This is a genomic window from Zwartia vadi, from assembly GCF_030410375.1.
Classification (GTDB): domain Bacteria; phylum Pseudomonadota; class Gammaproteobacteria; order Burkholderiales; family Burkholderiaceae_B; genus Zwartia; species Zwartia vadi.
Genome location: NZ_JAUHHE010000001.1, coordinates 208165 through 232956, shown reverse-complemented (window position 1 = coordinate 232956; position 24792 = coordinate 208165). Strand labels below are relative to the sequence as shown.

General features: G+C 52.6%; 23 protein-coding genes and 1 tRNA gene. 14 read left to right on the top strand and 10 right to left on the bottom strand.

Annotated features, from left to right (window positions below):
- Positions 1-12: 12 nt before the first annotated feature.
- Positions 13-516 carry a hypothetical protein gene (locus QWY27_RS01140; RefSeq protein ID WP_290193922.1) on the top strand — a complete coding sequence of 168 codons (504 nt, stop codon included), beginning with the start codon at positions 13-15 and terminating at the stop codon, positions 514-516.
- A 9-nt stretch (positions 517-525) separates the two neighbouring features.
- On the opposite strand, the gene gltX is transcribed toward QWY27_RS01140, so the two are convergent.
- The 3 genes from gltX to yjgA are packed head-to-tail and all read right to left on the bottom strand — an operon-like array spanning position 526 to position 3178.
- Positions 526-1929 (bottom strand): glutamate--tRNA ligase, encoded by a 1404-nt coding sequence (gene gltX / locus QWY27_RS01135; RefSeq protein WP_290193921.1) that lies wholly within the window; start codon positions 1927-1929, stop codon positions 526-528.
- Positions 1930-1946: 17 nt separating this feature from the next.
- Positions 1947-2621 (bottom strand): alpha/beta hydrolase, encoded by a 675-nt coding sequence (locus QWY27_RS01130; protein WP_290193920.1) that lies wholly within the window; start codon positions 2619-2621, stop codon positions 1947-1949.
- Positions 2618-3178 carry a ribosome biogenesis factor YjgA gene (yjgA, locus tag QWY27_RS01125; protein WP_290193919.1) on the bottom strand — a complete coding sequence of 187 codons (561 nt, stop codon included), beginning with the start codon at positions 3176-3178 and terminating at the stop codon, positions 2618-2620. The genes QWY27_RS01130 and yjgA overlap by 4 nt, the downstream gene beginning before the upstream one ends.
- A 35-nt stretch (positions 3179-3213) precedes the next feature.
- On the opposite strand from yjgA, the gene pmbA reads away from it, so the two are divergent.
- From pmbA to erpA, 6 genes are all read left to right on the top strand, one after another.
- Positions 3214-4581, top strand: a complete 1368-nt coding sequence (gene pmbA, locus QWY27_RS01120; RefSeq protein WP_290193918.1) for a metalloprotease PmbA — start codon at positions 3214-3216, stop codon at positions 4579-4581.
- A 210-nt stretch (positions 4582-4791) separates the two neighbouring features.
- Positions 4792-5220, top strand: a complete 429-nt coding sequence (gene rplM, locus QWY27_RS01115; RefSeq protein ID WP_290193917.1) for a 50S ribosomal protein L13 — start codon at positions 4792-4794, stop codon at positions 5218-5220.
- A 9-nt stretch (positions 5221-5229) separates the two neighbouring features.
- On the top strand, positions 5230-5622 hold the full coding sequence (gene rpsI, locus QWY27_RS01110; RefSeq protein ID WP_290193916.1) for a 30S ribosomal protein S9: 393 nt from the start codon (positions 5230-5232) through the stop codon (positions 5620-5622).
- Between the two features lie 200 nt (positions 5623-5822).
- Positions 5823-6884, top strand: a complete 1062-nt coding sequence (gene argC, locus QWY27_RS01105) for an N-acetyl-gamma-glutamyl-phosphate reductase (protein WP_290193915.1) — start codon at positions 5823-5825, stop codon at positions 6882-6884.
- 10 nt (positions 6885-6894) lie between these two features.
- On the top strand, positions 6895-7638 hold the full coding sequence (locus QWY27_RS01100; RefSeq protein ID WP_290193914.1) for a DUF6776 family protein: 744 nt from the start codon (positions 6895-6897) through the stop codon (positions 7636-7638).
- 105 nt (positions 7639-7743) lie between these two features.
- Positions 7744-8112, top strand: coding sequence for an iron-sulfur cluster insertion protein ErpA (gene erpA / locus QWY27_RS01095; protein WP_290193913.1), 369 nt, complete (start codon positions 7744-7746; stop codon positions 8110-8112).
- 17 nt (positions 8113-8129) lie between these two features.
- On the opposite strand, the gene QWY27_RS01090 is transcribed toward erpA, so the two are convergent.
- On the bottom strand, positions 8130-9278 hold the full coding sequence (locus tag QWY27_RS01090) for an anhydro-N-acetylmuramic acid kinase (RefSeq protein ID WP_290193912.1): 1149 nt from the start codon (positions 9276-9278) through the stop codon (positions 8130-8132).
- A gap of 15 nt (positions 9279-9293) precedes the next feature.
- Positions 9294-10757 carry a M23 family metallopeptidase gene (locus QWY27_RS01085; RefSeq protein WP_290193911.1) on the bottom strand — a complete coding sequence of 488 codons (1464 nt, stop codon included), beginning with the start codon at positions 10755-10757 and terminating at the stop codon, positions 9294-9296.
- A gap of 238 nt (positions 10758-10995) precedes the next feature.
- Here QWY27_RS01085 and tyrS point away from each other — a divergent pair, with 238 nt between their 5' ends.
- The 7 genes from tyrS (at position 10996) to QWY27_RS01050 (ending at position 17703) form a co-directional block, all read left to right on the top strand.
- A complete protein-coding gene (gene tyrS, locus QWY27_RS01080) occupies positions 10996-12222 on the top strand; it encodes a tyrosine--tRNA ligase (protein ID WP_290193910.1) in 1227 nt (408 codons plus the stop codon).
- A 128-nt stretch (positions 12223-12350) separates the two neighbouring features.
- Positions 12351-13595 (top strand): serine hydroxymethyltransferase, encoded by a 1245-nt coding sequence (gene glyA, locus QWY27_RS01075; RefSeq protein WP_290193909.1) that lies wholly within the window; start codon positions 12351-12353, stop codon positions 13593-13595.
- A 53-nt stretch (positions 13596-13648) separates the two neighbouring features.
- Positions 13649-14119 carry a transcriptional regulator NrdR gene (gene nrdR, locus QWY27_RS01070; RefSeq protein WP_290193908.1) on the top strand — a complete coding sequence of 157 codons (471 nt, stop codon included), beginning with the start codon at positions 13649-13651 and terminating at the stop codon, positions 14117-14119.
- A 2-nt stretch (positions 14120-14121) separates the two neighbouring features.
- Positions 14122-15327, top strand: a complete 1206-nt coding sequence (gene ribD / locus QWY27_RS01065) for a bifunctional diaminohydroxyphosphoribosylaminopyrimidine deaminase/5-amino-6-(5-phosphoribosylamino)uracil reductase RibD (protein WP_290193907.1) — start codon at positions 14122-14124, stop codon at positions 15325-15327.
- Positions 15327-15956: a riboflavin synthase gene (locus QWY27_RS01060; protein WP_290193906.1), complete on the top strand. Its 630-nt coding sequence runs from the start codon at positions 15327-15329 to the stop codon at positions 15954-15956. Before ribD ends, QWY27_RS01060 begins: the two co-directional genes overlap by 1 nt.
- A gap of 152 nt (positions 15957-16108) precedes the next feature.
- On the top strand, positions 16109-17509 hold the full coding sequence (locus QWY27_RS01055) for a Fic family protein (RefSeq protein WP_290193905.1): 1401 nt from the start codon (positions 16109-16111) through the stop codon (positions 17507-17509).
- A 103-nt stretch (positions 17510-17612) separates the two neighbouring features.
- Positions 17613-17703: transfer RNA gene (locus QWY27_RS01050), tRNA-Ser, on the top strand.
- 62 nt (positions 17704-17765) lie between these two features.
- Here QWY27_RS01050 and QWY27_RS15325 read toward each other — a convergent pair.
- The 5 genes from QWY27_RS15325 to QWY27_RS01030 all read right to left on the bottom strand — a co-directional run bounded on the left by QWY27_RS15325 (position 17766) and on the right by QWY27_RS01030 (position 24666).
- A complete protein-coding gene (locus QWY27_RS15325; RefSeq protein WP_353958755.1) occupies positions 17766-17999 on the bottom strand; it encodes a transposase in 234 nt (77 codons plus the stop codon).
- Between the two features lies 1 nt (position 18000).
- Complete coding sequence (locus QWY27_RS01045; RefSeq protein ID WP_290193904.1) at positions 18001-18720, bottom strand: transposase; 720 nt, start codon at positions 18718-18720, stop codon at positions 18001-18003.
- A gap of 212 nt (positions 18721-18932) precedes the next feature.
- Positions 18933-22157 (bottom strand): type 2 lanthipeptide synthetase LanM family protein, encoded by a 3225-nt coding sequence (locus QWY27_RS01040; protein WP_290193903.1) that lies wholly within the window; start codon positions 22155-22157, stop codon positions 18933-18935.
- Positions 22158-22972: 815 nt separating this feature from the next.
- Positions 22973-23113, bottom strand: a complete 141-nt coding sequence (locus QWY27_RS01035; RefSeq protein ID WP_290193902.1) for a hypothetical protein — start codon at positions 23111-23113, stop codon at positions 22973-22975.
- Positions 23114-23778: 665 nt separating this feature from the next.
- A complete protein-coding gene (locus tag QWY27_RS01030; RefSeq protein WP_290193901.1) occupies positions 23779-24666 on the bottom strand; it encodes a universal stress protein in 888 nt (295 codons plus the stop codon).
- Positions 24667-24792 lie beyond the last annotated feature (126 nt).

Here is a 24792-nt window from a genome sequence, read left to right as displayed (position 1 = left end):
GTTGGAGGTTTGATGTTCAAAGGTGGTTATTCTCGCTGGTGCGTCGCGGCTCTTGTTTTCGTCCTGACAGGTTGCGGCATCCCGCGCCCCTCTGATTCGCCGCTTGTGATCGCGCCCGAGGACCTGCCCGAGCTCGTTTGCGTGCCTCCCGCCGCTGGTCAGACTTTGACAGGCGTTTGGTATGTCGTGCGTAAGCAGACGGGTGTCGCGGGCGAGGTACAGACCCTGTTGGCACTCTCTGCCGACGGCAAAATGCGTCAGCAGATTCGTGTCAAGCAGGGCCGGAATATCCGTTCTGAGCTGCGTGAGACAGGCTGCTGGGAAGCCCCACAAGGAAAGCTGGTTTTGCGCATTAGTCGCTCGAATGGCGAAAAAATCGATTATCGCGACCCGATGTACACCTTGACCTACCTAATTGAGCGCGCAGATGCGAGGCGAGTCGTCTTCCGCGAGGATAAGCCTGACAGCCGCCCTGTCACGGGTCAGCGCGTACAAGACAGCTTCAGGCTCATGTAGCACGCTCAGTCAGATCAAGGCCAGCCGATCAAGGACGGTTTGCTTACCGAGAATCTCCAGAACGGCGTCGATGGCCGGTGTTTGCGTGGTGCCGGCGATTGCAACCCTCAAAGGAATGGCGAGTTGAGGCATTTTGAGTCCGTGCGCGGCTAGGGTGGACTTGATGAGTCCGCTTAGGGCTGCACGCGTCCACTCCAGTCCAGCGGCTTGTTCGGCAAAGTCCTTGAGCACGACACGCGCTGTCTCAGTCAGATGTTGTGACGCGAGTTCGGGACTGGCGGGTGTATGCGCGCCACAAAACAACATCGCCGCGTCGGCGAGTTGTTCAAGCGTTTCAGCACGATCTTTGAGAAGCGCCATGACCTGCGTCAGCGGGACCTTTGTCGGATTGCCCCCGCGCGCTGCAATGCGTGGTGCCACGGCTTGTGCCAGTGCCGAATCATCACTGTGCTTAATGTAATGAGCATTGACCCAATTTAATTTTTTTGGATCCCACTGGGCGGCGGATTTGGAGAGGTGCTGAGGATCGAACCAGGCGACAAGCTGGTCGCGTGAAAAAAGCTCGTCATCTCCATGGCTCCAGCCCAGGCGCGCCAGATAGTTGATCATGGCCTCGGGCAGATAGCCGTCACGGTCGTATTCCATGACGCTGACCGCACCGTGGCGTTTGGAGAGTTTTTCACCGTCCGGGCCCAGAATCATGGGAACGTGACCATATTCCGGTACGGGTGCGCCGAGCGCGCGCAAAATGGTGATTTGGCGAGGGGTATTGTTGACATGATCGTCACCGCGCAGCACATGTGTAATGCGCATGTCCCAGTCATCAACCACGACACAAAAATTGTAGGTCGGCGTGCCGTCGGGGCGGGCGATCACCAAGTCATCGAGCTCGCTGTTGTCGAACGAGATGGGTCCTTTGACCATGTCGACCCAGCCCGTCGCGCCTTCCTGAGGACTTTTAAAGCGTACGACAGGTTTGCGATCCGCGGGAATGGCCGGCAGCGTCTTGCCCGGCTCGGGACGCCAGGTGCCGTCATAGCGAGGCTTTTGACCTAGCGCGCGGGCCCGTTCACGCATGGCATCCACCTCGGCGGGTGAGCTATAGCAGTGGTAGGCTGTGCCCTCTGCCAACATTTTGCCTACGACCTCGCGATAGCGATCCATATGCTGCATTTGGTAGAAAGGCCCCTCGTCGGGCGTCAACCCAAGCCAGGACATACCGTCCAGAATGGCCTGCACGGCCTCGGGTGTGGAGCGTTCCAGATCGGTGTCCTCGACACGCAAAATGAAGGTGCCGCCAAAATGTCTGGCGTAGGCCCAGGAAAATAAAGCGGTGCGCGCGCCACCCAGGTGAAGAAAGCCTGTCGGCGAGGGTGCAAAGCGTGTGCGAACTGTAGTTGAAGCGGGGGACATGAATACAAACCTTTCTTTTAAATCAGCACGCTTTGTAGAAAACGTGAAATGTCGTGAATTTCCTGCGCGCATACGGAATGCGGCATGGGATAGGTATGCCACTCGACGGGGTAGCCGAGTGCGACGAGTTTTGCGCGTGAAGCTTCGGCACGATCGAGCGCGACAACCGGATCATGGGTGCCATGCGCCAAAAAGATCGGTGTCTCGGCATTGGCAGGGTGACGTTCATCGTTCGCCAAATCGATGAGAGGCAAATAGCCTGACAAGCCCATGAGACCAGCGAGCTTGGCAGGCAGGCGCAAACCCGTATGCAACGTCATTGCACAGCCTTGAGAAAAACCGGCTAGCACGATGCGTTCAGTCGGGACGCCACGCGCATTTTCGCGTGCGATCAAGGCGCGGATCGCACGCTCTGAGGCACGGATACCTTGCTCGTCCTCGCGTTTAACCAAGCTCGGTGTCAGGATGTCGTACCAAGAGCGCATTGCCATGCCGCCATTGATCGTGACGGGTTGAACGGTGGCATGCGGGAAAACAAAGCGTACCGACAACGAAGCGGGCAGACGAAGCTCCGGCACGATTGGCGCGAAGTCATGGCCGTCCGCACCCAAGCCGTGCAGCCACAGGACGCTATGGGTGGGGTTGGGGGTCGTGCTGTGTTCTACGCATTCAAGCAAAGCGTCTGCGGTCATGCTTCTGTATCCGGATCTTGAAGGTTTTTGAGGGCTTGGAAGAGCGCGCGGTAGTGTTTGCGTTGCGGCTCTTGTCCAGGACGGAGTGACTCGTTGGCTGTGGCTTCCTTGCGGCCTTCGCGAATGAGCGTGCGAATATGCTGAATATCCGCATGCGGATATTTTTCCAGAAATGCCGTGAAGGCCGCATCGTCTTTGAGGAGCCGGTCTCTCAGCGCTTCGAGCCGATGCATCGCCCGTGTCTGCTCGCGCGAGCCATGTTTCCATGTTTCAAGCATCGTGCGAATCTCGTCAGCGGGGGCGTCGCGCATCAGTTTGCCGACAAAGTGGATCTGTCGGCGCAGACCCTCCCGGCTCGTCGTGCGCTGCGCCAGGCGGATCGCGTCATAGAGGCGTTCGGCCAACGGCAGTTGTTTGAGACGCTCAGGGGACAGGTCCACCAGCTCGCGTCCAAGGTCGACCAAAGCATGCATTTCGCGTTTTAACTGCGACTTGCTTGGGCCGTCATATGGGGACTCATCGGTCCCGTCGGGTGTTTGAGGTAATTCTTGTGTCATAGAGCTATCATAAAGCCTCACGCTAACGGACTAATATGGCTACATCAATTTCTTTTCTTCCAGTTGCTGAAAATCGCCCGATTTTCGAGGATTTAGTGACGCAGGCACTCAAACATGCCCAAAGTTTGGGGGCGAGTGACGCGGCTGCCGAGGTTTCCGAGGGCCGAGGGTTGGCCGTTTCGGTTCGCAAGGGCAAAGTGGAAACGGTTGAACAGACGCGGGATCGCTCACTGGATGTGACCGTTTTCGCGGGTCAACGCCGCGGTTCAGCCTCGACTTCTGACTTTTCCACCCAAGCACTGCGCGAGACGGTGGAGGCCGCCTGGCACATCGCCCGCTATACCGCCGAGGACCCGGCTGCCGGTCTGCCTGAGGCTGAGCAGCTGGCGATTGGTGTGAAAAACAATCTCCAGTTGCATCACCCGTGGGCGATCAGTGTCGATGAAGCCACTGAGCTTGCGGTACAGGCTGAGCGCGCCGCGCTGGCCACAGACAAGCGCATCACTAATACTGAAGGCGCGGGCGTCGATACGCACGAAGGCCATTTTGTCCTGGGTAACACAAGAGGATTTCTAGACGGTTACGCATATTCCAGGCACGGCTTGTCTGTCTCGCCGATTGCCGGGCGCGGACGTGCCATGCAGCGCGACTACTGGTATACCAGTGACCGTCGCGCGGATCGTCTGGCCGATCCTGCGGCGGTGGGGCGCTACGCTGCCGAACGCGCACTCGCCCGCTTGTCAGCTCGTCGCATTCCAACGGGACATTTCCCCGTCTTGTTCGAAGCGCCTCTGGCCCTCGGTCTTCTGGGTGCTTTGACGCATGCAACAAGTGGCGGTGCCCTGTATCGCCAGACAAGCTTTTTGCTCGACTCGCTCGGGCGCCAGATTTTCCCTGGTCATGTCAGCATTCATGAAAATCCTCACATCAAAGGGGCGATGGGTAGTTCGCCTTTTGACGAAGAGGGCGTCAAAACCCAGGCGCGTGATGTGGTGAGCGCGGGTGTATTGCAGGGTTATTTTTTGTCCTCCTATACGGCGCGCAAACTGGGCATGCAGACCACAGGCAACGCGGGCGGCTCGCACAATCTTGTCTTGAAATCTTCGCTGACCAAGCGCAAGGATACTTTTGAGGCGATGTTGCGCAAAATGGGTACGGGCTTGCTTGTGACTGAACTCATTGGTCAGGGCGTGAACTATGTGACGGGCGACTACTCACGTGGCGCCTTCGGTTACTGGGTTCAAAACGGGCAAATTCAGCATGCGGTTGAGGAAATTACGATCGCAGGCAATTTAAAGGAGATGTTTGCCCAGATTGTGGCGGTAGGCGCCGACACCATCACCCGTGGCAGCAAGACGACCGGCTCGATCTTGATTGAGCGGATGGCCATTGCTGGGACCTAGTTGGCTTGAAGCTGGATTTTGTTGTAGAATCAAAGGCTTTCCCCGAGTAATGACACCTTTTTGGGGTCAAAACTTTGGTTTTTAGTGCCGGCGTTTTCTGTATTTCAAACTGCACGGGCGGGTAACAACGCTTTGGCAATGAATGCTGGACTAACAATCAGGGGAAGTCTTTCCGGGATGGTCCCAGAGAGAATTTATTAGGATCCAATCATGAAGACATTTGTGGCCAAGCCGCATGAAGTCAAGCGTGACTGGTTCGTGATTGACGCCAAGGGCAAAGTCCTCGGTCGTGTGGCCAGCGAAGTCGCACGTCGTTTGCGCGGTAAACACAAACCAGAATTCACGCCTCACGTTGATACTGGCGATTACATCGTCATTATCAACGCAGCTGAAATCGTCGTAACCGGTAATAAGTCGCAAGACAAAAAATATTTCCGTCACACGACATACCCAGGTGGTATTCGCGAATCGAACTTTGCAAAAATGCAAGAGCGTTTTCCGGGTCGCGCAGTTCAGAAGGCCGTCAAGGGCATGTTGCCCAAAGGTCCTTTGGGTTACGCGATGATTAAAAAGCTGAAGGTCTATGCTGGTGCCGAGCATCCGCACTCTGCCCAACAGCCACAGCCCCTCGAATTTTAAGGACAGGCCATGATCGGTAATTGGAATTACGGAACCGGCCGCCGCAAGACTTCGGTGGCTCGTGTCTTCATGAAAAAAGGTGCAGGCAAGATCGTCGTGAACGGCAAACCCGTTGACGAGTACTTCGCCCGTGAAACTGGTCGCATGGTGGTTCGTCAGCCTCTTGAGCTGACTGGCCATACTGCTTCGTTTGATTTTCATATCAACGTGCACGGTGGCGGCGAAAGCGGCCAGGCGGGTGCGGTGCGTCACGGCATCACCCGTGCGCTGATTGACTACGACGCAACGCTCAAGTCCGCGCTGTCGAAAGCCGGCTTTGTCACACGCGATGCCCGTGAAGTCGAACGTAAGAAAGTCGGTTTCCACAAAGCCCGTCGTCGCAAGCAGTTCAGCAAGCGTTAATTACGCATGCGCTGACGACTCAAGCGCGAGATCCTTCGGGATCTCGAAACAAACAGGCCGCGCAAGCGGCCTGTTTGTTTTGGCGCCTCAACTTTGAGTCCCTTTTGTTTTGCCCCCATCGAAATTTGAACGCATGGGATAATGTGGACATCATTTAAATCGTGCATCCGCTTGCAGCGGACTCTCAGGAGCACACTCTCATGGCACAAACAGCATCAAAGCGTATCAAGGTTGGTATCGTGGGTGGCACAGGTTATACCGGTGTCGAACTGCTGCGTATTTTGTCTCAGCATCCCCAGGTCGATCTTCACGCCATTACTTCGCGCAAAGAAGATGGCATGCCTGTCGCTGAGATGTTTCCCAACCTGAGAGGGCATGTAAAGTTGGCGTTTTCCTCGCCTGAGAAAGCGCCGCTGACGGGTTGCGATGTGGTGTTTTTTGCGACACCGCATGGTGTGGCGATGAGCCAAGCCAAAGAGTTGCTCGCCGCTGGTGTGCGCATCATTGATCTGGCGTCAGACTTTCGTCTAAAAGATATCGCGACGTTTGAGCACTGGTACAAAATCCCGCATACCTGCCCTGAAGTACTCGAGGAAGCCGTCTATGGATTGGTCGAGCTCAATCGTGAAGCCATTACGCGTGCGCGCGTGGTCGGGAATCCAGGATGTTATCCCACAACGATTTTGCTGGGCTTGGCTCCATTGCTTGGGGGCAAGCCTATGATCGATACCTCCGACATCATTTCCGACTCCAAGTCCGGCGTGAGCGGTGCAGGTCGCAAAGCCGAAGTGGGGATGCTGTTTTCAGAGGCGGGTGACAATTTCAAAGCTTATGGTGTCGCGGGTCACCGCCATCATCCTGAAATCAAGGCCCAGCTTGACCGCCTCGCGGGCACCTCGGTTGGCTTGACCTTTGTTCCGCATCTGGTGCCGATGATTCGCGGCATGCTCAGCACGATTTATGTGCGGATTTTGCCTGAGGCGCGAGACACAGATTTTCAAGCCTTGTTCGAGCAGCGTTATGCCAAAGAGGCGTTTGTCGATGTGATGCCCGCAGGCAGTTTGCCGGACACACGCTCTGTGCGCGCCTCCAATGCGTTGCGTATCGCCTTGCATCGCCCCGGTAACGGTGACCGTCTGATCATTCTGGTTGTGCAGGACAACCTTGTCAAAGGGGCTGCAGGCCAAGCGATTCAAAATATGAATCTCATGTTTGGTCTGCCTGATACCGTCGGCCTCAATCAAGTCGCGATTTTGCCTTGAGGGGGTTCTGTTGAGCGAGTTATCCGGCCCCAAGTCCCCTTTTAAAACACTTGTGTTCTGGGTGCTTGGTGCGCTGTTGTTGATCGCTGCGGGTATTGGGGCGGGTGTGTATTTGGCTCAACACTCGGGTCCGGATGCGCTGGCAATACAGTTGCGCACCCAGCAGGCCGCTCAGGCACAGCTTCGCATGGAACTTGAGGCGAAAATCAATGATGCCAACGCGCGTGCGCAGCAGATTCGACAAGAGTTGACGATCGAGCAAGCTGCTCGTGCGGAGTTGGAAAAAAGTCTCGCCGCGCTTCAAGAAGAGCTGGGTCGCAACAAAGATCATCTGGCTTTCTATGAGCAACTGTTACCGCCTGGTCCGCAGGGTGCGATTGCGGTGCGAGCGGTTGAGTTGGAGCGACAGAATCAAGACCTCAGGTTTAGAGTGCTTCTGATGCGCAGCGGCAAGCCGGGTGAGCGATTCAATGGTCGTTTGCAATTTGTTGCCTCTGGAATGAAAGACGGAAAAGAGATGACGGCAGTGTTGCAGTCATCCCAAAGCGTTGTTGTTAAAAACAGCAACTCCAATTCGCCCGTCAATACCCTGGGGGCTGCGACACAGGATCAAGACAGCCTCAAATTAAGTTTTGACCAGTTTCAACGCAGCCAGGGCGTCCTCGCCATGCCCGTTGATTTTGAACCGACCTCGGTTACGGTCAGCATTTTGTCTGGTGACATTGTCCTTGCTTCGCGCAAGGTTGATCTTTAATTAGGCACCCCGTTTGCGGTATAGTTGAGCAACTTAGTCGGGTATCTCCGACGCTTACATCAGATTGATCGCGAAAGTCGCCCTGAACCAGGGCAGGAGCTAAAAATGAGCACATTGAGCCAAACTGTTGATTTACAGGCCCCTCCGACGCCTATCCTTTTTACGGACTCTGCGGCCGCCAAGGTCAAAGATCTCCTCATCGAGGAAGGTAACGCCAATCTCAAGCTGCGCGTTTTTGTGCAGGGCGGTGGTTGTTCGGGTTTTCAGTATGGATTCACGTTTGACGAGGACGTCAACGAAGACGACACGACACTTGAAAAGAATGGCGTAGCCTTGCTGGTGGATCCGATGAGCTTTCAGTATCTCGTCGGCGCCGAGATTGATTACAAAGAAGACATCGAAGGCTCACAGTTTGTGATTCGCAATCCCAACGCGACAACGACCTGTGGCTGCGGATCTTCGTTCTCAGTCTAAGACTTTGGCCTAGTCGTTTAGGCTGGCCAACAAGCGCCAAGAATGCGCGGGCCCCTTGCGCCCGTGACAGACGGATGACCGGCCGGCACGCCATGCTGGTGTGCCCAGGCTAGCCAAGCAAACGCAAGCGCTTCGACATCTTGAGTACCAATGCCCTCGCTATCCGTCGTTCTGACGGGGCAGGGCATCAGTTTTTGTAGCTCCGCCATCAGAGCGAGATTGCGCGCACCACCGCCACACACCAATAGCTCCTTTGTGTCGCTCGCCTCGTTCAGGATGCATTGTGCGACGGTGTGCGCAGTCAGGTTCCTTAACGTTGCTTGGATATTTAATGCGGTGCGAGCGTCAAAGTTTTTAGAGCCGGAGTTTTCTGACGTTTGATTTTCAGAAAAAAACTGAGCAAGCCGCTTGTCGAGCCAGGAACGATTGAACAGGTCACGGCCGGTTGATTTTGGCGCTGCGAGGCTAAACCAAGGCTCGGAGTCTATGAGATAAGCCAATAGCTTCAGGTCTGGCTCGCCAGATGCGCCCCAAGCGCCATCCCGGTCAAAGGCGTGCCCTGTATGCTGCGCGCACCACATATCCATCAGTACATTCGCAGGCCCCGTATCGAAGCCCTGAGGTGGGTGCTGAGGACGCAGAATGGTGATGTTGGCGATACCACCCAGATTGAGCACAACGCGCGTGTGGGGGGCAGAAAACACACCTGCGTGGAAAATCGGGACAAGCGGCGCGCCTTGGCCGCCAGCAGCGACATCCCGACTACGGAAATCGGCGATCACGCTAATGCCTGTCAATTCGGCAAGTCTAGCTGGGGCATTAAGTTGAATCGTATAGCCACGTTCGGGTCTGTGCCTGACAGTTTGTCCGTGTGCGCCCAGTGCCGCTACCTCACTTGAGGCGATTTTAGTTTGCGCTAAAACCTCTTGCACAGCTTGTGCGTATAAATCAACTAATTCGTTTGCCGCACGTGCGGCGCGTTCAAGTTCGTCGTTGCCGGCAGCGTTCAAACTGAGAAATTCGGTGCGAAGTGATGGAGGAAAATCCACCGCGGCATGCGAGAGGATCAAGGGTCGACCCTGCTGGTCAAAGCGCGCGAGGACGGCATCCACGCCATCCAAGCTTGTACCGGACATCAGCCCGATATAAAGCGAGGTCTCAGACAAGAGAAGGGCGGGCTTTTAGCGGCTGGCAACGTTGCTCGTTTCGGGAACGGCTTCCTGAAACTTGGCGAGCACTTGCAGCTGCTGTTTGTAAGGTGCCACGACCTGTGCGAATAGTTCGCGATGTTCTGGTGCCAGAGGCTGGGAAGCCGGCATGTTTGCCGTTGCGGTCAAGGGGTCGATTGGCTTGTCAGCGACGCGAAACTCATAATGCAAGTGAGGCCCAGTCGACCAACCTGTGGAGCCAACGTAGCCAATCAAATCGCCTTGGGAGACTTTGCTGCCAGCTTTGAGGCCGGGAGCAAACCGACTCTGGTGTGCATACAGGGTGGTGATTCGGCTGTGATGTTTCAGAACGATTGTGTTGCCATAACCGTTTTTCCAACCGATGAAATCCACGGTGCCGTCAGCTGTGGCGTGGATAGGTGTGCCGGTTGGCGCCGCATAGTCGACCCCCGCGTGATGGCCAGACCAGGCTTGCAGACCGGGGAGCTTGCGCATGCCGAACGTCGAGCTGATGCGGGAGAACTTCAGGGCGCTACGCAAAAAGGCGCCACGCAGACTTTCGCCTTCGAGGTTGTAATACCCGCCCGTCTTGCCATCGGGGCTAAACCAGACTGCATTGTGTGTTTTACCGTCATTAATGAATTCGAGTGCCAGAACGCGACCTGTGCCAGCGTTACGGCCACCGATTGTTCGGGTCTCGTAAACGACTCGGAATTGGTCTCCGGTCCGAAGGCCACGCAAAAAGTCTACTTTGCTGCTGAGGACTTCGGCCATCTGCGAGGTGATGCCGTCGGGAATGCCGGCAAGATCTGTGGCTGCAAAGAGGGAGGAGCGAATCGTTCCGACTGCAACCTCTATGTGTGTCTCGAGGGGCTGGAGTAGCTCTTCGGCTTCAAAACCATTTTTCGTGGCGGTAATCTGGAGGGTCTTGGCGGTGCCGTTACCGTTCGCATCCGCGTTGGGGGTGTGATAGTAGCGAACCCACAGCAGATCGCCGTCATCGTTGGTAGCGGCTTGCATCGAGCGGCCGACGATCAACTTGTAAACGGAGCGAGCCTTAGGCTCACGAGTCAAATAGTTGAGTAGATTTGAATCAGAAATATCCAGCCTTTTTAAAACCGTGGCTAGCGTGTCACCAGAACGAATGCGCGTTTCTGTGATGTAGGGTGTTTCTTCTGGGGCCTGCTCGGCTGGAATGGCCTCGGCAGGGTCGGGTGCGGGCACGGGTACTACGTTCAGAACGAGGCGCTGTTCAGGGATCGGTTCGTTTGCACGCGCTGCGGCCGCTTGGCCATCGGCCGCGTCCACGTTTGCTGGTTGAATCAGGCCCAGTGCGACTGCACCTAGACCCAATACTAGAACTGTACTGACGACCACGCCACGCAACAAGCCAGAGCGTCCTTCTTTTTGACCGGACAGCGAAAGGGCTGTTGGGGCGAGGGCGGGCTTGGTTGTCGGGTGATTGTTCAAACGCATCAGGTAGAGATCCTATGTACTGATATAAAGAAACAGCATTGCTGAGACAACATCTGAGCATCAGCATCATTCGGTTAGAAAACGATGCTTATACGCCACACTCATGCCGGATTTTGCGTGGCAGAGCAAGATTAGTTTGCGTATGATGTCAGTCTTGTAAAAAAGTATGTTAGCCGATTTCGAGCGATCCAACAGCTTTTTTTGTCACTTTCACCGATCAAATTGGCTTACTTCTTTTATGTCTACGTCAAAATACACGATTACCCCAGAAATAGAAGCTAACTTGCGTATTGTTGAGCGCGGGTGCGAAGAGCTTCTGGTGCGCTCGGAATTTGCGCAAAAACTTGCGCGAAGTCAAGCGACGGGGATACCGCTGAGAGTTAAGCTGGGATTGGATCCTACTGCGCCTGATATTCACCTTGGGCACACCGTTGTGCTCAATAAAATGCGTCAGCTGCAGAACCTCGGTCACACAGTCATTTTTCTGATTGGCGACTTTACGTCCATGATTGGCGATCCGTCCGGACGCAATTCGACTCGTCCGCCCCTCACGCGCGAGCAGATTGAGGAGAATGCCCGCACCTACTACGCGCAAGCCAGTATGGTGCTCGATCCCGCACGAACAGAGATTCGCTATAACTCGGAGTGGTGCGATCCCTTGGGCGCACGCGGCATGATCCAGCTTGCTTCGCGCTATACCGTGGCGCGCATGATGGAGCGCGATGACTTTACCAAGCGGTTCAAGGCTGGTGTGCCGATTTCGGTTCATGAGTTTTTATACCCGCTGATGCAGGGCTACGACTCGGTCGCCCTGAAGGCGGACCTGGAGCTTGGCGGGACTGACCAGAAGTTTAATTTGCTGGTCGGCAGAGAGCTGCAAAAGGAATATGGTCAAGAGCCTCAGTGCATTTTGACAATGCCTCTGCTTGAGGGTACGGATGGCGTCGAAAAGATGTCTAAGTCCAAAAATAACTACATCGGCATCGGCGAAGCACCAGAGTCTATTTTTGGCAAAATCATGTCGATTTCCGACACGATGATGTGGAAATACTTCAATTTACTGTCCTTCCGGAGTTTGGAGGACATTGCGGCGTTGCGCGCGCAGACCGATGCCGGGCGCAATCCCCGGGATGCCAAGGTCATGCTTGCCCAGGAAATCGTGGCGCGCTTTCACTCGCAGTCGGCGGCCGAGACTGCTTTGGCAGCCTTTGAGTCACGATTCCGGGATGGCGCCATTCCTGAAAATATGCCAGAAGTTACCCTCGCTGGTGCGCCGGTTGGGATCTTGAAACTCTTGCGCGAGGCCGGACTGGTGGCTTCCGGCGCTGAGGCACAACGTAATGTTGAACAGGGCGGGGTGCGTATTGATGGCGATCGTGTCGAGGATAAAGGCTTGCAAGTCAGTGCCGGTACCTATGTGGTGCAGGTCGGCAAGCGCAAGTTCGCCCGCGTCACCGTTTCTTGAGTTGTCACACCATTTGTCACACCACGCAAGACACCCTATAGATGTTGAGTCATCGGGGGGTGCGAGGCGCAGTACACTATCAGCATTCAATTTTCGCATTTACCGCATTTACTTTCGCCAGGATTCCTATGTTTGATCGCAAACTCACATTAGACCGCGTGGACCCCGATATCTGGGCCGCTATCCAGAAAGAGGACAAGCGCCAAGAGCAGCATATCGAGCTGATCGCTTCCGAAAACTACGCCAGTCCCGCAGTGATGCAGGCACAGGGCACTCAGCTCACCAATAAATATGCCGAGGGCTACCCCGGCAAGCGTTATTACGGTGGCTGCGAGTATGTCGACGTGGTCGAGCAGCTTGCGATTGATCGGCTGAAGTCCTTGTTTGGTGCCGAAGCAGCCAACGTACAGCCGAATTCGGGTTCACAGGCCAACCAAGCTGTCTATCTGGCTGTCTTAAAGCCGGGTGATTCCGTATTGGGAATGAGTTTGGCAGAAGGTGGACACTTGACGCATGGGGCATCCGTGAATGCCTCAGGTAAGCTCTACAACTTTCATCAGTACGGCCTCGATGCAAATGAAGTGCTCGACTATGACAAGGTCGAGCAACTGGCTAAAACGCAAAAACCCAAGTTGATCGTCGCAGGCGCTTCCGCGTACTCCCTGCGCATGGATTTTGAGCGGTTGGCTCGTATTGCCAAAGATAACGGCGCCTTGTTGTTGGTGGACGTGGCGCACTACTCTGGTCTGGTGGCCGGCGGTGCCTATCCGAATCCCGTCCCACATGCCGATTTTGTGACGTCAACAACCCACAAGTCACTGCGTGGCCCTCGTGGCGGGGTCATCATGATGAAAGCGGAGTTTGAAAAAGCGATTAATTCCGCGATTTTCCCCGGTATCCAAGGCGGACCCCTGATGCATGTGATTGCGGCCAAAGCTGTGGCTTTCCGCGAAGCTGCGACGCCCGAGTTCAAAGCCTACGCCGCTCAAGTCGTCAAGAATGCCCAGGTATTGGCCGAAACGTTGGTCAAGCGCGGGTTGCGGATTGTGTCGGGCCGTACCGAGAGCCATGTCATGCTGGTCGATCTGCGTGCCAAGGGCATCACGGGCAAAGAAGCCGAAGCCGTTCTGGGTGAAGCACACATCACGGTCAACAAAAATTCGATTCCAAACGATCCGGAAAAGCCCTTTGTGACAAGCGGTATCCGTTTGGGTACGCCTGCAATGACCACGCGCGGCTTTAAAGAAACCGAAGCCGAGCTGACAGGCAATCTGATTGCGGACGTGTTTGACAATCCACGTGACCCAGCAAATATCGCATCGGTCCGCGAGCGCGTCAATGCGTTGACTGCCGCGTTTCCTGTCTATCGTTAAGCAAGGGGCAACGCACAACGCGTTGCCCTCTGCGTTTTGATCGAGGCGACCTCATGAAGTGTCCCTTTTGCGGGCATGCTGATACGCAGGTAGTGGACTCTCGCGGCGCGGATGAGGGTGACTTCATTCGCCGTCGTCGCCGTTGTCCGGCTTGCGATCGTCGTTTTACGACATACGAGCGTGCCGAGCTTGAGATGCCAACGATCGTCAAGCGAAACCGTAGCCGTAATGACTATGACGCTTCAAAATTACGCGCGAGTTTGGCGCTTGCTTTGCGTAAGCGTCCTGTGAGTACTGAAGAGGTAGATGCTGTGGTCGCGCGAATCGAAGAGCGTTTGCTGACCAGTGGTCAACGCGAGGTCTCGACCGAGTTTTTGGGCGAGCTTGTGATGAATGAATTAAAAAAGCTCGACAAGGTTGCCTACGTGCGCTTTGCCTCCGTTTATAAAAGTTTCGAAGACATCGGTGAGTTTGTCGAGGCGATACGCGAAATGCAGGGTCCGCCCGCGCAGCGCAAAACTTGAATATGAAACCTTCTCATTCCCTCGAAGTGCGTAACCCTGACCAAGACGTGTTTTTTATGCGTCAGGCGCTGGTACTTGCCGAGGAGGCTCTTTATGTGCCATCTCCCAATCCGCGCGTGGGATGTGTGATTGTCCGTGAGGCGCAGGTGATTGGTCGCGGTGCCACGCAAGCCGTTGGTTCCCATCATGCGGAAATCATGGCGCTGCAGGATATGCGGGCGCGTGGGTTGAGCGCGGAGGGTGCGACCGTTTACATCACTCTTGAGCCGTGTAGTCACTACGGGCGTACACCGCCCTGCGTCGACGCGTTAATCGCAGCAAAACCCGAGCGCGTCGTATTCGCGCATTTTGATCCAAACCCTCATGTGGCGGGACGCGGCATGCGTCTGATGCGCGAGGCGGGTATCGAGGTTAATGTGGGAGTCTGCGCGGATCTTGCGCTGGCGATCAATCCCGGCTTTGTGTCGCGCATGACGCGTGGCGTTCCGTACGTCTGGATGAAAATAGCCGCCTCGCTGGATGGCCGCACTGCGCTTGCAAACGGGGTTTCCCAGTGGATTACCGGGCCTGAAGCCCGTGCCGATGGACATCACTGGCGCGCACGAAGCTGTTTGGTGCTGACTGGAATTGGGACCGTGCGCGCAGATGATCCACAAATGAATGTGCGGCATGTGGCAACCGCCCGTCAGCCGCGTCGTGCTGTCATTGATCCGGGTTTTGAGATCAACGAGGATGCTGCCATCCTGAAGGGTGAGGGCGCAATGATATTCACGGGCGATCAAAACCCTGAAAAAAGCGCGCGCCTTGAGGATCGTGGTGTTCAGGTGGTCTATGTACCGGAAGACTCGCCTGCTTCAACCGGTCGGGCGCGCCGTCGCGTCGATATGCGTGCCATGATGAAATGGCTTGGTGGGAACGATGTAAACGAAGTGCATATCGAAGCAGGTTCGGGCTTGAATGGCGCGTTGTTGAACGCTGATTGCGTCGATGAGCTCCTGGTTTATCTTGCGCCGGTTTTATTGGGCGAGGGCATGGGGATGGCACAGTTGCCTGCCTTGACCAAACTTGACGGTGTGCAGCGTTTTGAGTTTACCGAGCTCAAACAACTTGGTGCGGATGTCCGGTTGCGCGCGCGCCTGCCAGAACACTGGCGCGAGCTCATGCAGAACATTCATTTGACTGAATTCACAACAGGTAAGGCGCTCTGATGTTTACAGGTATTGTCGCGGCGGTGGGCCGTATCGAAAAAATCGAGCCCCTAGCGGGCGGACAAGCTGACGCGGGGGTGCATCTGACCATTCATGCGGGTGGCCTGGATTTGAGTGATGTGGGGCTTGGTGATTCGATTGCGATTCAAGGTGCTTGCATGACAGTGGTCTCCAAGCATGCCGAGGGGTTTGCTGTTGACGTTTCGCGTGAAAGTTTGCGGCTGACAATGGGTCTGGACTCTGAGGGTCCGGTTAATCTCGAAAAATCACTCCGCGTCGGTGATCAGATTGGCGGGCACATCGTTTCGGGTCATGTTGATGGCCTGGGCGAGGTTGTGAAGTTTGAACCTGTGGGTGAGTCTTGGGAGCTTATCGTACAAGCCCCTGCGTCATTGGCGCCTTTTTTAGCCTATAAAGGCTCGATCACGGTCAATGGTGTCAGTTTGACCGTGAATCGGGTAGAGGACCGCGCAGACGGTACACAATTCAGTATTAATCTGATTCCGCACACGATTGCCGTCACGACCTTGCAGCACCTGAAGATCGGTCAACGCGTGAATCTCGAGGTCGATACGATCGCGCGTTACTGCGAAAGAATGCTTCGCTACCAAAATACCTTCCAATCTTGATGGTAATGCGGGTGTAGCGCCTAGGGCGTCTTGCTTGCCATTTATTTTGTCGCAATAATCCATATCGCGTCACTTTATTTGTCGCAATAGTTGTTGCGCATCATTTAAAGTGACGCGATACTGGCACTGCCCCGTCTAAAGGAGTGAAACATATGCCGCGACTCACATCAAAAGAAGATTTGAATCACTTGGTCGAATTGATTTCGAAACATCATGATGGTTTAGGCATTGATGCGCTGTTGCAGTCCCTGGGGGGCAGCTTGCAGCGCAGAAGTTTGCAGCGACGTCTGTCTAGGTTGATTGAGCAAGGGCGAGTACAGATGTTTGGTGAGGCTCGCTCAGTGCGATATCGCGCCACTTCAAACTCTTTCAATGTATCTGTTGAAGAGGGGATCAAAGCAAAGGATCACATTACTGCCGAGATTTATGTGCCTACCTCATTGGAGGGAGAACAGATTAAGGCCTATGTTCGTCAACCTCGCCAGTTTCGCTCACCTGTTAGTTACAAGCTGGAATTTCTAGAACAATATCACCCTAACCAAACGGAGTACCTGCCGAAAGGTCTCCGGGATCAGTTACACGCTCTAGGACGTTCGCCAGCAGAGCAAACTCCTGCCGGTACCTTTGCACGGGATATCCTTAATCGCTTGCTAGTAGACCTTTCTTGGGCCTCGTCACAACTTGAGGGGAATACCTACAGTCGACTCGATACTGAACGTTTAATTGAATACGGCCAAGCTGCTGAGGGTAAAGATGCCCTGGAAACGCAGATGATCCTGAATCATAAAGATGCCATTGAATTTTTAGTTCGCAATACCGAGCATGCAAGTTTGACGAAGGAAGTCATAATTTCACTTCATGCATTTCTCTCAGATGGATTGATGGCCGACCCATTGTCCTGCGGCAGCATTCGCAACAGGGCGGTAGAAATTGGGGGGAGTGTCTATTTGCCAGTTGCCTTGCCTCAAAGATTGGAGGAGCTGTTCGGCATCGTTATACAGATGGCTTCGGAAATAGATGATCCATTTGAACAGGCTTTTTTCCTAATGGTGCACTTATCCTATTTACAACCTTTCGAGGATGTGAATAAGCGAGTCTCGAGGTTGGCCGCTAATATACCGTTCATTCGCCATAACCTGTGTCCGTTATCGTTCATAGATGTACCGCAGCAGTCGTACGTGGATGCCATGCTCGGCGTTTATGAGTTGAATCGCATCGAATTACTTCGAGACGTATTCGTATGGGCCTATGAGAGGTCTTGTCAACAGTACGTTGCTGTGAAACAGAATCTCGTGCCGCCTGATATATTTCGGCTCCGTTATCGGCAAGCATTGAGCGAAGTTGTCGCGGCCATTGTGCGAAACGATGAGTCCGCAAAAGTTGAAACCATTCGCTATAGAACACCTTTAGTTGTAAAAAGCGAAGATCAGGAGCATTTCATCCAACTGGTACTTGGCGAATTTAAAACTTTGCATCCGGGCAACGTCGTTCGTTTTGGTATTCGGCCTCTGGAGTTCGCCGCTTGGAAGGACAGGCACAGTAATTCAAGCTGATTCATAGGTCGTACCTGGCGCATCCCTATAATATTTAGATGATTGTGCCCTAGGGAGCTGTCTCTTACTCGTTGATGCTAGAATAGCGGGCTTGCAGTAAAACGGACAGGTGGCCGAGTGGTTGAAGGCGCACGCCTGGAAAGCGTGTATACGTTCAAAGCGTATCGGGGGTTCGAATCCCCCTCTGTCCGCCAATAAAAAAGGGCTCTACCCCATTATCGGGGGATGAGCAGTATTCATTCAATATCAGTACTCATCAAACACGGCTAAATACGCCGTTCCAACCGCAGTGGGCCAAGACCCTCAGCCGGTAATTTTCAAAGTTTCTAAATCCATATGCCCTTCGGGACATCATTTCCATTTTAGTGTGGAATCCTTCGGTAATGCCGTTTGACTTTGAGAAGCGCCACATCCTGACGATTGGCTCAATCCAGGACTTCAGTGTATTGGCTAATGTCTTTGCCGGACTCTGAGCAAACTGCGTAATCAACTTAAGCTGACCTCACCCCTAAATTCTGAGCATGTCTGGCTGTTAAGTTCTTAAGACGTAACAGTTTATTGAGTCGTTGTTTTGCAAAGTACAGAGCCTTTAGCGCTGGGAATGGTTCCAAATACCTTGCAAGGTTATCGCGCTGCTCTTTGGAGAGGTTCCACTGATGTCGACGCATCAAGCTCAAGAGGCCACGGTTCATTCTGCCAACCGGATCTTGCTGTTTCCACAGATTGAGAAAATGCTGATTGACCAGGCGTATGACATGAAAGCGGTCGGCCACGATCTTGGCATTTGGAAAGTACTTTTGTACGATTTGGCGATAGGTTTCTGATAAATCCATCACAACGATTTGTACCTTCTCCCTACCCGGTAAGCGGCTTAAATACTGCCTCAGGCTGAGTTCTGAGCGTCCAAGCACCACATCGAAGACCTTATGATTTTTAAGATCGACCAAGGTTGTGGCAAAGCCTTGCTTACGCGTAAAGAAATGTTCATCAATGCCAAGCACCCGTGGACATGATCGACCAGAGAGCTCCGATACGCATCGTTTGATCTGCTGTTGATACCAGCGTTCAATAGTGGCGCTACCGATACGATGCGTGACAGAGAGCTTGCGTTGGCTGACACCGCCATCATGGGCTTCAAACACCTCCAGACGATAAGATTCCGTGGCTCGCAGGCGCGGCAAGACTCTCAATCGGTTTGCTCGCGTAGTCACTACAAATCACATTCGTTTCCTTCGTTAAAAAAACTGACCTCACCCCTTGTCGATTTGAGCCAATCGACACCCGCCATACCCCCCCCAAAAAAAAATCCATTTGGGTCCCATCCGGCTACATTTACACCTTGTTCTGCATGAACGGCTACCACTTTTTTAAAACACCCCTCGTCACTTTTTAATGTACCGATAATTTTTCATTTTCGTCGGGGTTATTCCCATATCAAAACATTTGGCAACTGCGGATCCAATTTCCTTAGTATGGTGTAGCCGACCCCAGACAAACCACGAAATAAACCAAGATTAAAAGCCGTGCCATCAGCATTCCAAGCGTAGTCACCATGCTCTTGGCGGTTCGCAATAATTTGCTTCAGACGTTGATCCGATAAATGTCCAAGAGTGGGTTGGTTTAATAATTTACCTGCCTCGGCTAGAAACTCAATCGCACCGAGTGTGCCGCAACACAGCGTATCTAAATGCTGGGGCCAGTTAGTCAATGAATTTTTTACTGCGTAGGTGATATCGTCAGTAATTGATTTTGACTTGACCTGACCAAGACGACTGCTTGCAATACGAGCAAGTCCAATGCCTATTGCTCCGTGACACCATTGAGTCGGCAAAACTACTTCGCCTTCAGCGCTACCTAAATTAGACCAATTGAATAAGTCTGCTTTGTAACATTGGGCTTCGTAAGTCAAACACTCTTGTGCTGCCACCTCGAATTCCTCACGACCGCTGACTTTTGCCAGACTTGATAGTGCATAAGCGAACCCAGCAGCACCATGCGAGAAGCCCGTTAAAGGTGATTTACTTATTTCAAGTATTGCCCAGCTGCGTTTACCGACCTCACCCAACCGAGGTTGTCGCAATAAATGCTCACCACAAGCAATTGCTTTGCTTAATACTTCCTTTGACAGGGTTTTTCGGTAAAGCGCCAATAGCCCAAGAATGCCCCCAGCACTACCGGCAATTACATCCAAGGAACGATCAGCTGCGATCAATTCGTTAGAGAATAAATTCGATGCCGTCAGGGCTTCTTGTAATAAAGACGGTTCAGAAAGTAGTTCTGAGATAACTGTCAGTGCGTAGACAACTGAGCCAAGTCCGCTTGTACCTCCAATGCCTAACCCTCTAGCCCATCTTGGTGCGGAGGGTTGTGCAATTTGGAGCCGCGTTGCAGCAAGAGCCTTGAGTGCAAGTTCACGACTGACTGAATCATCAGCATAGTGGGTATGGGCAGCTAGAAACAGTGCGATGCCACTGGTGCCATTATATAAATTCGCGCCAAGCGTGACGAGCTGCCCGACTTCTGAATCCCCTAACCAGTCAAGACCGACCCAAGCTACGCTTTTTTCTTTGATCTTGCCATGCTGCGCGATACTTCCGGCGATGCGAGCGACCTCCGAGGATAACGATTGCTGGTCTAAACTTGGAGCCGATTGTTTGAGTTTACGATTAAATAGATATTTTTCCTTGCTGTCGCTATCGGATCGCGACACAAAACTCGTACTGACTTTAATGATTTCAATTTGGCGTTTAATCTCTAATTCTGACCACTGGGTAAAGCGCTCTATTGCTCGCTCAAGTCCAGATTGCGACCCTGTTTGAGTTTGTTGGCCAGTAATCGCACTTACTAAATCTTCATCGCTTAGTGAAAAAAAGTGCGGTACATTTAAATTCACTAACGCTATTCGTTCTGCCTCTTGAAGCGGCCAAAGCAAATCATCTTTAGCGTCCCAGTCAGCGAGTCTGGTTAAAAACTCTGCTTGTGCACTCCACGTCACCCCATCGCCCATGTTGCGATGCTCCTTGAGTCGTTGCAACAGCATGTAATAAAAACGAGTGTTTCGAATCACCTTGCGTACAGGAAGATTTTTAAAGGGATTAAGCATAGTCGTGACGCCCATCGCATCGCGCTGTTTGAGTAAGAAATACGAGTACTGCTCGAAGCCTTCAATGAAGGCAGGTAAGTAATCACCTAGTTGCGCATATTGCCCTTTGAAGTGCGGAATATTGGGCGACTCTGTTGAGTCATTTGGCACTTGCATCCAGCGCATACCATTTGTATTAGCGTTTTTCCACACGCCAACGGGCGCACTGCTTTTAACTGCATTGAGCCCGCTCATATCAAAAATCTTATTGTTGGGGCTTTTAGTGTATGACGGCAGCATCCCCACCATCAACACCGAGTTCACTATACTGCGGTTTGCCTCGATGATGGCTGCTGTCTCAGGTGTTGCTTGCTCTGCTTCAGGCGTAGAGGCCTGTAAAATCGTTTCGAGATCAATTGGAACTGGATGTGCACCATGGGCTAGGATGTTTTCAAAGTGCATATCAGTGCTAACAAACAAGTGAAACACGGCTAACCATGCACCCGAGCGACGATAAAACAGCTTAATATCTTGTGCGGACTCACACGAGATGTGGTAGATAAACTCGGTCCACCCATATTCATGGCATGCAATGGCTTTGACGGGCTTGAGATCAACGGGTGGCAAACTAGCGTTAAAGATTACGATCAGATCGTGCCACGCAACATCCAAACGCAAATCTTTAGGTTTGTAGACAAGTTTGGTTTGATCCGCAAAGGTAAGGATCTGCACCGAATGACCAAAGTTATGCGGATCAGACAAATCGCCGACAATCGCCTGCACTTTGACATCGGGCGCAGAGTGCGTGATGAGTGCCCTAATGTCTGTGATGTCAGAATGCAGACGAGTAATTAGCTCTGCCGTCGTGTCTATCCACTGCCTGACGATCGTAGCCGTTAAGCGCATTAAGACTGGTTTTTCTGCAAAGAGCGCCGCCAACTCAGTGGATCTCAGATCCTCAACCATTCGATCAACTTGATCTGCGCCTTCCATTGCAGTTGACGCAGGCAATTTACCATCTGGACTATGTTTTTTTAAGATTGCCACAAACTTGCTGTATAACAACGGGGCATATAGATCTGTGAGCAGTTTTAACAGCCCAATACGTAAATCCAATCTGGCCGACTCGTTAAACAATGCGAGTGCTTGTGGCTCTGTCTTGTCGATTACGTAGATTTCTGCGCGCTCTATCAACGCATAAAAGAGCTTCTCAAATGGCCGAGGGTCTGCACCATCAACAAAAAAAAGTTGACTGCTCCCAAATTCACTAGTTAACGCTTGATACGTCCATTGAGCATCTAGAAACCATGCGGGTTTCGGTGCATCCGGCGAATGTCTGACATCAGCGAATCGGGATAAGATCTGATCAATAGAAAGCTTGTCACGACTGATACGTTTAAAAAATAAACCCCAATCTCCGCTTGACGCAGAGCGACACCATGCAGCAAGTCTTAAGGCTGCGCGATCCGTGCTGTCTTTCTGACCGATCTGTGGCTCATAATTAGGTCCGAGCAACTCGTCAATGGTTGCTGCGTTTGTAAGTATGTGTTGTAAATCAAATGCCATGTATGTTTCCCTAGGGTGACTGGTGATGGTCGAGACCGAGCCGCATCTTTCACTTAAAGACAGGCTACCCCGGTAGCTTGGCCTGACATATATGCTATGTAAGTATTATTTTTCGTCAGAAATGAATAGGCTGCATTGACCTATTAACTAGCTGTTGTGAAGCATAATCAAATACGAACAGCTGGGGATCGACAATTGCTTGTTGATACCTTAGGGGGTGATATCCGGAATGCCTGTTCGCTTTTTATAGGCTTCTCGATACAAATGACATAACGCTGGGTTGATGCCCTCATAACCACCAGCGTATTCTGTTACTAAAAAATTCAAATGATCTTGATCTTTGGTATTCCCGAGCTTTCGATCAACGCTTGATGACGGTTAGTAAAACGATCTTAAACCGACATCCCGCCGTAGGCGTGGTACAAGGTCGTACCGGTCTGAAGGATTGCAAATGCCTTGTAAATGTAAAAGCCACGTAATTTTGCGCCCAACATCAGGGCAACCCTACCGCCCTCAATGCTCTCACTATCATCAGGCAGTACATCAGTTGTTACGGCTCTTTGTTCAAGAGCATCATAAAAGTGCCTAACCGCCCCTTTACTCAATGTCTTAGCGTTAACACAAACGTCTGTCGCATCCTTAATAAACGGCCTCTAAAAAGCCACCCGAAGGTGGCTAGTACCCAAGTGGGTGGTGGGTTACCGTTTAGCAATAGTTACCTAACAGCACCAACGGCGGCGGTAGACGTCCCTTAAGTTCAATCAGAGCAGCCCGAGGCCCCCAAACGGCGGCTCAGCTCAGCTCAGCCAGCTCGGTTAGTCATAAACAGCTCCACATCCTAGACAGCCAGAGGCGGTCGGGAGGGTCCATGTATCCCCCTGCGCACCGCCGGCAGCCAGCTCCAGTGCATCATCAGATATATCCTGTACAACGACTTCTTCAAGTTCAATATTCATAGCAGACTCCAAGGTCGAGTACCCACGCCCAAGTAGGTGTGTGTTTGCTGTCAGCAATAGCTACCTGAAGCCAACAGGTAAGTATCTTAAGAACGCCTCACACTTATATGATGGTTATTTGACTGTCGTCAATAAATAATCGCATGATTTGTGAGCTATTGCGAGTTGGCTAGGCCTGCTGGCTCGTTCGTAAAAACCTAGAAATCTATGCCATCACCTCGGGCCTGAGGGGGCTGCGTAAATCGAACGCTCGATTATTACAGCGCAGGGTGACGTGGTAACTGGTGTTGGCTTCAAAGCAGCGAGGTGGGCGTGGCAATTGGGATGTAAATCTGTCCGCCAGTAATTAGATGAGCGCCTTCTTTGAACTGACCCCAAAAGGCTGGACGGGTGTCCAACTTTATGGGAGGAGGTCAAACCCAGCCGGATTTTCTAGGTCTGATCTGTCCACTTCATGGGAGGAGGTCACTATACAAACGCCCAGTGGGTGGAACGTGATTCGACTAGAGGATATTCGTAGTTATACACCTCCGCCAATGAAGGATATTGAAGTTCAATTACGGCAAGCCGCTGCTCGTGAGGCTCTCGGTAAATACGTGACGAATTTGCGAGGCAAAGCAAATATCATTCAATAAATCCGGGGATTTATGGGCATAATTGCCCCTCTAGTGGCCGACAGTGATCAACATGTCGCAACTCGTATTGGTCATCACTAATTTGGTCACGCTGCCTACAAGCAAATCCGACAGAAAGCCGGTGCCGTGCTTGCCGATGACGACGAGGTCGCAGCCGTTTTCTCTCTGATACGAAATGATCTGTGCGGGTGCGTAGCCGAGTTCCACGACTGTGCCGGTAAAGGTGCTGTCTTGGGTAGATTGAACCAGATCATCAAGTTTCTTTTTTGCTTCGTCAAAGCAAGCTTGCCGATATTGCTCGATTTGGTCCTTGCTGGCTTTTTTAAGCCGCATGATCCCTTCGTGAGGGGTGTGTACAACGTGGAAAAGAATTTTCGCGGCATCTGGAGCGATGGCTTTTGCGGCGTCGATCAATGAAGGGGTCGAGGCGGAAAAGTCCACTGGCACGAGAACTTTTTTGTATGAGGTTAGTTTCTGGTCTTTGACCACAAGGGTTGGGAGCGGGTTGTGGGCAATGAGTTTGGTGAGGAAAGAGCCCAGAAATAAATCGTGCCAATAACCAGATCCGTGCGCGCCCACGACAACTAGATCGGTCTTGTTTTTTTTGGCTTCGCTAACCAAACCATTCATGCCCTCGTCTTCGGCCAGCAAAGTTTTCACGTGCTTGGTACCAAGTTTCTTTTGCGTGTCTGCCAAGGCCTCTAGGCGTTGCTGAACCTCGGTGTTCAGATTGCTGGAGATGTTTGACAGCAAAGGGTCAAAGCCTCGCGGCCATGACTCAAAAAAACTTTCATTCATCACATGGCAAACGAGTAGGTGAGCCTCGCGCTCCCTGGCGATCAAGCCTGCCCGGTTGAGGGCAATCACAGCGGGATCTGAAAAATCAACCGCGCTCATGATGTGAGAAATTTTTTTCATCTGCTGTGTTTCCTGTGTTCACTATGATGTTCAGATTTAATCATCGCTTAATCCCACATACAATCAGCTTAAAGTTGATTATTGCTACGGGTTTGTCTAAGCAAAAAACACAGCAGGCAAAAAAAA

What these genes read in the sequence shown, in the direction of transcription:
- pmbA (WP_290193918.1), top strand. Translation starts at nt 3,214, where the DNA reads ATGGCTACATCAATTTCTTTTCTTCCAGTTGCTGAAAATCGCCCGATT.
- rplM (WP_290193917.1), top strand. Translation starts at nt 4,792, where the DNA reads ATGAAGACATTTGTGGCCAAGCCGCATGAAGTCAAGCGTGACTGGTTC.
- QWY27_RS01030 (WP_290193901.1), bottom strand. Translation starts at nt 24,666, where the DNA reads ATGAAAAAAATTTCTCACATCATGAGCGCGGTTGATTTTTCAGATCCC.
- yjgA (WP_290193919.1), bottom strand. Translation starts at nt 3,178, where the DNA reads ATGACACAAGAATTACCTCAAACACCCGACGGGACCGATGAGTCCCCA.
- erpA (WP_290193913.1), top strand. Translation starts at nt 7,744, where the DNA reads ATGAGCACATTGAGCCAAACTGTTGATTTACAGGCCCCTCCGACGCCT.
- tyrS (WP_290193910.1), top strand. Translation starts at nt 10,996, where the DNA reads ATGTCTACGTCAAAATACACGATTACCCCAGAAATAGAAGCTAACTTG.
- rpsI (WP_290193916.1), top strand. Translation starts at nt 5,230, where the DNA reads ATGATCGGTAATTGGAATTACGGAACCGGCCGCCGCAAGACTTCGGTG.
- ribD (WP_290193907.1), top strand. Translation starts at nt 14,122, where the DNA reads ATGAAACCTTCTCATTCCCTCGAAGTGCGTAACCCTGACCAAGACGTG.
- QWY27_RS01040 (WP_290193903.1), bottom strand. Translation starts at nt 22,157, where the DNA reads ATGGCATTTGATTTACAACACATACTTACAAACGCAGCAACCATTGAC.
- QWY27_RS01085 (WP_290193911.1), bottom strand. Translation starts at nt 10,757, where the DNA reads ATGCGTTTGAACAATCACCCGACAACCAAGCCCGCCCTCGCCCCAACA.
- glyA (WP_290193909.1), top strand. Translation starts at nt 12,351, where the DNA reads ATGTTTGATCGCAAACTCACATTAGACCGCGTGGACCCCGATATCTGG.
- QWY27_RS01130 (WP_290193920.1), bottom strand. Translation starts at nt 2,621, where the DNA reads ATGACCGCAGACGCTTTGCTTGAATGCGTAGAACACAGCACGACCCCC.
- QWY27_RS01140 (WP_290193922.1), top strand. Translation starts at nt 13, where the DNA reads ATGTTCAAAGGTGGTTATTCTCGCTGGTGCGTCGCGGCTCTTGTTTTC.
- nrdR (WP_290193908.1), top strand. Translation starts at nt 13,649, where the DNA reads ATGAAGTGTCCCTTTTGCGGGCATGCTGATACGCAGGTAGTGGACTCT.
- gltX (WP_290193921.1), bottom strand. Translation starts at nt 1,929, where the DNA reads ATGTCCCCCGCTTCAACTACAGTTCGCACACGCTTTGCACCCTCGCCG.
- QWY27_RS01035 (WP_290193902.1), bottom strand. Translation starts at nt 23,113, where the DNA reads ATGAATATTGAACTTGAAGAAGTCGTTGTACAGGATATATCTGATGAT.
- QWY27_RS01055 (WP_290193905.1), top strand. Translation starts at nt 16,109, where the DNA reads ATGCCGCGACTCACATCAAAAGAAGATTTGAATCACTTGGTCGAATTG.
- argC (WP_290193915.1), top strand. Translation starts at nt 5,823, where the DNA reads ATGGCACAAACAGCATCAAAGCGTATCAAGGTTGGTATCGTGGGTGGC.
- QWY27_RS01060 (WP_290193906.1), top strand. Translation starts at nt 15,327, where the DNA reads ATGTTTACAGGTATTGTCGCGGCGGTGGGCCGTATCGAAAAAATCGAG.